The organism is Rubrivirga sp., from assembly GCF_049648075.1.
Lineage (GTDB): Bacteria > Bacteroidota > Rhodothermia > Rhodothermales > Rubricoccaceae > Rubrivirga.
Window position 1 is genome coordinate 1 of sequence record NZ_JBARYR010000537.1, and the last position, 5,443, is coordinate 5,443.

Annotated in this window: 7 protein-coding genes; 3 read left to right on the top strand and 4 right to left on the bottom strand. The window is 68.4% G+C overall.

Features of this window, described 5'->3' with window-relative positions; translation table 11 throughout:
- Window positions 1-9: 9 nt before the first annotated feature.
- From WBA11_RS14955 to WBA11_RS14970, 4 genes are all read right to left on the bottom strand, one after another.
- Window positions 10-315: a hydrogenase maturation protease gene (locus WBA11_RS14955; protein WP_424521462.1), complete on the bottom strand. Its 306-nt coding sequence runs from the start codon at window positions 313-315 to the stop codon at window positions 10-12.
- Complete coding sequence (locus tag WBA11_RS14960) at window positions 312-857, bottom strand: hydrogenase maturation protease (RefSeq protein ID WP_424521463.1); 546 nt, start codon at window positions 855-857, stop codon at window positions 312-314. Before WBA11_RS14960 ends, WBA11_RS14955 begins: the two co-directional genes overlap by 4 nt.
- 66 nt (window positions 858-923) lie before the next feature.
- The gene (locus WBA11_RS14965; protein WP_424521464.1) at window positions 924-2,567 is read right to left on the bottom strand and encodes a nickel-dependent hydrogenase large subunit; all 1,644 of its coding nucleotides are present in this window, start codon (window positions 2,565-2,567) and stop codon (window positions 924-926) included.
- A gap of 80 nt (window positions 2,568-2,647) precedes the next feature.
- Window positions 2,648-3,622: a hydrogenase gene (locus tag WBA11_RS14970; protein WP_424521465.1), complete on the bottom strand. Its 975-nt coding sequence runs from the start codon at window positions 3,620-3,622 to the stop codon at window positions 2,648-2,650.
- Window positions 3,623-3,818: 196 nt separating this feature from the next.
- Between WBA11_RS14970 and WBA11_RS14975 the strand changes: the two genes are divergently transcribed.
- From WBA11_RS14975 to hypB, 3 genes are all read left to right on the top strand, one after another.
- Entirely contained in the window at window positions 3,819-4,400 is a 582-nt protein-coding gene (locus WBA11_RS14975; protein WP_424521466.1) for a DUF1641 domain-containing protein, read from the top strand.
- 1 nt (window position 4,401) lies between these two features.
- Window positions 4,402-4,836, top strand: a complete 435-nt coding sequence (gene hypA / locus WBA11_RS14980; RefSeq protein WP_424521467.1) for a hydrogenase maturation nickel metallochaperone HypA — start codon at window positions 4,402-4,404, stop codon at window positions 4,834-4,836.
- A gap of 2 nt (window positions 4,837-4,838) precedes the next feature.
- Window positions 4,839-5,443, top strand: a 605-nt coding sequence (gene hypB / locus WBA11_RS14985) for a hydrogenase nickel incorporation protein HypB (RefSeq protein WP_424521468.1), incomplete at its 3' end; no start/stop codon positions are given.

A 5,443-nucleotide genomic window follows, 5' to 3' on the forward strand; every position in this document is an offset into this window, starting at 1 on the left:
ACTTCCACGCTAGTCGGGGCCGAGGGTGATGCGGAGCGCGCAGGCGTCGTCGTCCCACCGCGCCGTCCGGTCGCCGGGCGCCGTGCCGGACGGGACGGCCTCGAGGACGAGCACGGCCCGGTCGCCCGCCGCGTTGCGACGCTTGAGCAAGAAGCCGCCCGCGCCAGCGCCGCTGGTCGGTAGCAGCCACATCTGACCGTCGCGCAGCGTGACGAACACGGCACCGCTGGGGAACCGCTCCTCGGCGAGCGCGCGAGGGACCAAGAGGTAGCCGTCGTCGCGAAGCGTAACGGTCGAGGTGTCGGTCGCGGTCATGCGTCGCCCTGGTCGTAGGCGAACGCGGCCAGCTCGTTGTCCAGGCGCTCGGCGAGCGCGTCGACAGCTTCAGAGACGGCCGGGCTGAGTGGCGCGCCGAAGTCGGTCTGGGCGGCCTCGATAAGGTAGACCGTGATGTCGGTCGGGTAGTCGTCCTTTAAGAGCCACCGCGCGAACGCGAGTGCGTGGTCCCACCGGAACGCGTGCAGGTTCATGCCGTCGACCGGCGGGATGTTCTCGACCTCGGCTCCGGGCACACGGTACAGCGTCCCCGGCTCCTCCCCCGTCAGGCACGCGTCGACGATCAGGACGCGCCGCGCGCCCCTCATCTGGAAGGCCACGTCCATCCCCGCCGTCCCGCCATCGACCACGCGGATGCCGGGCGGCACGCTCTCGCCCCACCGCGCCCACAGTTGACGGACGGTCATCGGACCGGCGGCGTCGTCGCCGCGCAGCAGGTTGCCGCACCCGATGAGCACCGTCTCCCCGCCGGGGGCGACGTAGCCGGGCGCGCGCGTGATCGTGTCGGAGTCTAGAGACATGGGAGACGAGCGCGGGGAGGCCGTTGACCAGCCTCCCCGCCTACAAACGTGAGTCGTCGAGGGCGGCTAGCAGCCGCCGCCGACCTTGAACCGGCTGAGCTCCTTGCCCGTTTTGGCGTCGTACGCGTGGACGGTACAGACCAGGCACGAGTCGAACGAGCGCGCGACGTGGGCCAGCTCGATGGGGTCGTCCACGTCGTGCAGGTCCATCCCGACGAACGCCTGCTCGATCGGTCCCAGGTTGTCGTGCCCGTCGCGCGGGCCGACGTTCCAGGCCGTCGGGGTGACGACCTGGTAGTTCTCGATCTTCCCGTCCTTGAGCGTGATCCAGTCGGCGAGCGCGCCGCGGGCCGCCTCGGTCGCACCGAACCCGCGCCCGTCCTCGAGCTCGACTGGCTTGGTGTAGAACGAGTCGTGCAAGTCGATCTCGCCGATCCACTCGTTGACCTTCTTGAACAGCTTGGGCGCCTCGTGCATCCGCGCAAAGACACGCGTGAAGACGCTCGGGCCGATCTTGTTGACCATGTCCAGGATGAGCGGGTCGTAGTCCTGGTGGTCCGCCGCGCCCTCGCGGCCGGCGATGACCTGGCGCGCGAGCGGCCCGGCCTCGAGGGGCTTGTAGCCCTTGCCCGGGATGTTGTAGCGCGGGGCCTTGGACCAGGTGTACTTGTTCTGCTTGGCGCCCACCAACGGGTCGAGCGGCTCCGTCTTGCCGTCGAACGGGTGGAGTTGACCGGAGCCCTCGAAGAACGAGTACGTGTGGTCCTCGGCGATGTCGGCCTGGTCGAAGTCGTGGAACTGGCCGTCGTCGTAGACGCCCGAGCGCGTCTGGAGCGCGGCGTTGCGGCCCTCGATGGTCGGGTGCTCGTAGAGCTCGGGCTGCATGTAGGTCCCGGTCGCCAGGAAGCTCCCGACGCCCCGGCCGATCTTGTCCAGGCCGATCGACATCGCAAAGCGGATGAACAGCGCACAGTCCGAGTTGCGCTGGGCCTCGTTCTCCTCGGCCCACTCCAGGACGTCCTCCCACGTCTTGTTCTCCATCCAGCGGTCGACGGAGCAGCCGAGCCACTCCTTCTCGAGCCAGTTGTCCTTCCAGAAGTCCAGGATCGCGATCGAGCGCGTGATGTCCGACAACGTCGGCGCGCACATGACGCCGCCGGGCACCATGAACGACGAGTGCGGCCACTGGCCGCCGTAGAGCGCGTAGACCTCGACGGGCTTGTTGGACATCGTGACGCCCTTTTCGTAGCCGGTCCCGACGAACGGGGCGAAGCGCCGCACGATCTCGTCGTATTCGGGCGCCTTCGCGTAGTTCTTGTTCGTCATGTCCGCCGCGAACAAGGCATAGAACCAGCGCGGGATCGACTGCAGCGTCTCGCACGCCTGGGCGATGTTGCGCACGCGGTGGGCGTTGTGCGGCATGTGGACCTTCCACGCCACGTCGAGCGCCTGGGCGCTCTTGTACAGGTGGCTGCCGCCGCAGATGCCGCAGATGCGCGGCGTCACGATGAGGCCGGCCTGGGGGTCCTTCCCCTTCAGGATGATCTCGAAGCCGCGGAACATGCCCGCCTGCGTCCACGAGTCAACCACGTGGCCGTCCTCGACGATCAGGTTCAGATCGAGGTCGCCCTCGACGCGGCCCATCGGGCTGATGTGCATCTCGACGCGCCCGGCGCCGAGCTTGGTGGTGTCGATGGCGGAGGTGTCCATGGGTCTGTCGGGTGCGCGGTCGTCGCCGCGATGTCAAAAAGAGAGCGTGCCGTCCTCGAGGTCGCAGCCTCGAGGTCGAGCTACACGACGAAGATGTCGTCGCGAGCCCAGGCAGGCGCGGCCACGCGGGCGGCGGCGGCGTGGGCGGCGTAGGTCAGCGGATCGGTGCCCTCAGGCAGCGTGTCTTTGGGAATGGCTCCGAACATCTTCTGGGTTTTGAAGACGGTCCCCGGCGCCAGGTCGTAGAACGGGAACTCCGGCTCGGTGCAGCCGACGCACGGCATGCCGGCGCGCGTCTTGGAGGAGTGCTTGTTCCACAGGATGCGGTTGCACGGCGAGTGCGTGACCGGCCCGCGGCACCCGTACTCGTAGAACAGGCACCCTTTGCGGGTCCCCTCTCCAAAGCTCTCCGTCGACTCTTTCCACTCGAAGTACTGGTTGCGCGTGCAGCCGGTCTGGGTGAACGTCTTAAAGAACGTCTGGGGACGCTGCAACTCGTCGAGGGCGATGTCGCCGGCGCGGCCGGACGCGACCGCGACTAGGATCTGGGTGACCCAGTCCGGGTGGGCCGGGCAGCCCGGAATGTTGATGACGGGCAGGCCCGACTTCGAGCGCCAGTCGGAGCCGAGGAACCCGCCGGCGTCGCGCTTGAGGTACTGGAGCCCGATCGAGTCGGTCGGGTTCGGGGCTGTCGCGGGGATTCCGCCCCAGCACGCGCAGTCGCCGATCGCAACGACGAACGTGGCCTGCTCGACCAGCTCCGCGACCCAGTCCTTCATCGGACGGTCGGCGAACATGTCGTAGCGGCCCGAGCCGTCCGGCCCCATCATGACCGTGCCCTCGTAGACGAACACGTCCAGCTGCTTCTCGCCCGAGGCGTACTGCCGAAACAGCCGTTGCGCCGCCTCCCCAAACTCCATGCTGAGCGAGGGGTGGTACGCGATGTCGATCCCGAAGTCGGTGACCAGATCGCACGCTGAGGGCTCCTCGGCGTTGAGGAACGACATCGTGTTGCCGCTGCAGGCGCCGCCCTGAAACCAGAGGAGAGAAGCCATGATGATATGTGTGAGTGGTAAACGCTCTCAGACTGTTTTATGTCAACGTTATCAGGACGAGCCCTTAACGCGCCGGGACCGGATCATAAGGGACTCTTGCGGTCTCTGTCAAGGAACCGTATGCTTTCGCCGAAGGGTCGCCCTCGAGGCCGTACCATCGGCCAGGAGATCTCCTGACGCACATACGTTGACGACTATGGAAACGCTCTTGTCCCCAACCTCCCAACCCGCTGCCGCCCTCGACGCTGAGACCGTCCGCGGCTTGGAGACGTTGGCCGCCCGCGCCGACGAGATCAACGACCTTTTGAACCTACTGACCGGCGCGATCCGGCGCGGCCCGGAGATCGCCGAGACGCTGAACGACACGCTCCACCACGTCCGAGCGGGAGCGGCGAAGGACGGCGGGGCGCTGGGGGCCTACGCACCGGCTGTCGCCCAGGCCCGCGACCTCGCCACGCCCGACAACATTGAAAACCTCCTGCGGACGGTCGGCGTGTTCCAGGAGGCCCTCAACTCGGAGGGCGTCCAGGCCTTGTTGAACAGCACCGTCCTCGACCCGAACGCGGTCGAGACCGTCGGCGGGTTGGCGACGGCCTTGATCGCAGCCGCGGAAGAGGGGCCGCGCCAGCAGCCACCGGTCAAGGGACCCGTCTCGCTGGTCAAGGCCCTCCGCGACCCGTACATCTCGCGCGCCCTCAGCTTCGGGCTGGGCGTCGCGCGGGCGTTCGGTCGCCACCTCGAGCAGGCCGACCGCCAGCCGGGCCGCACGGTCCAATAACGTGCACGAGCTATCGATCGCGACGAGCCTGGTGAGCGCTGCTGACCGGGCTGCTCGAGACGCCGGCGCGACGCGCGTCACAGCGCTCCACCTGCGCCTTGGCGACCTATCGGGCGTCGTCCGCGGCGCCCTCGACTTCGCCTACGAGATCGCCGTCGAGGGGACCGCCCTCGAGGGCTCGACCCTCGAGGTCGAGACGGTTCCGGTCGTGGTACACTGCCCGACCTGCGACGCCGAGCGCGAGCTGCCGACCATCACGCGGTTCCGGTGCCCCGTCTGCGACACGCCCACCGGCGACGTCCGCGCGGGCCGCGAGATCGAGATCAGCCACCTCGAGGTCGAGTCCGACGGCGACCTCAAGGTCTCCTCTCCTACCGGTGACGGCGCCGCGTCGCCCGACCCACCCACGATGCCCACGCCGCCCTGGCGCCGCTAGTCATGTCCACCGCCCGAATCATCGACGTCCGCCAAAAGGTCCTGCGCAAGAACGACGCGCTCGCGGCCGACCTGCGCGCCCGGTTCGCCGACGCCGGCGTGTTCGTCGTCAACTTGGTCTCGAGTCCGGGCTCGGGCAAGACGGCGCTCCTGGAGCGGACGCTCTCGGAGCTCGACCTGCGCGCGGCCGTCGTCGTAGGCGACCTAGCTACCGAGAACGACGCCACGCGGTTGGCCGCGAGCGGCGCGCCCGTCCGCCAGATCTCGACCGGGACCACGTGCCACCTCGAGGCCGACATGGTCGAGGCCGCCCTCGAGGGCTGGGACCTCAGCGACCTCGATGTCTTGTTCATCGAGAACGTCGGCAACCTGGTGTGCCCGGCGAGCTGGGACCTGGGCGAGGCCGCCCGCGTCGTCCTGCTGTCCACGACCGAGGGCGAGGACAAGCCGCGCAAGTACCCGACCATCTTCAACACGGCCGACGTGGCGGTCTTGACCAAGATGGACCTCGAGGACGTCCTGGGGTTCGACCGGGTCGCGGCGGTCGCGAGCATCTGGGATGTCCGTCCCGGCCTCGAGGTCGTGGACACGTCGGTGCGGGGCGAGCC

Coding starts and splice junctions, on each gene's coding strand:
- WBA11_RS14965 (WP_424521464.1), bottom strand. CDS start 2,567: ATGGACACCTCCGCCATCGACACCACCAAGCTCGGCGCCGGGCGCGTC.
- WBA11_RS14955 (WP_424521462.1), bottom strand. CDS start 315: ATGACCGCGACCGACACCTCGACCGTTACGCTTCGCGACGACGGCTAC.
- WBA11_RS14975 (WP_424521466.1), top strand. CDS start 3,819: ATGGAAACGCTCTTGTCCCCAACCTCCCAACCCGCTGCCGCCCTCGAC.
- WBA11_RS14960 (WP_424521463.1), bottom strand. CDS start 857: ATGTCTCTAGACTCCGACACGATCACGCGCGCGCCCGGCTACGTCGCC.
- WBA11_RS14970 (WP_424521465.1), bottom strand. CDS start 3,622: ATGGCTTCTCTCCTCTGGTTTCAGGGCGGCGCCTGCAGCGGCAACACG.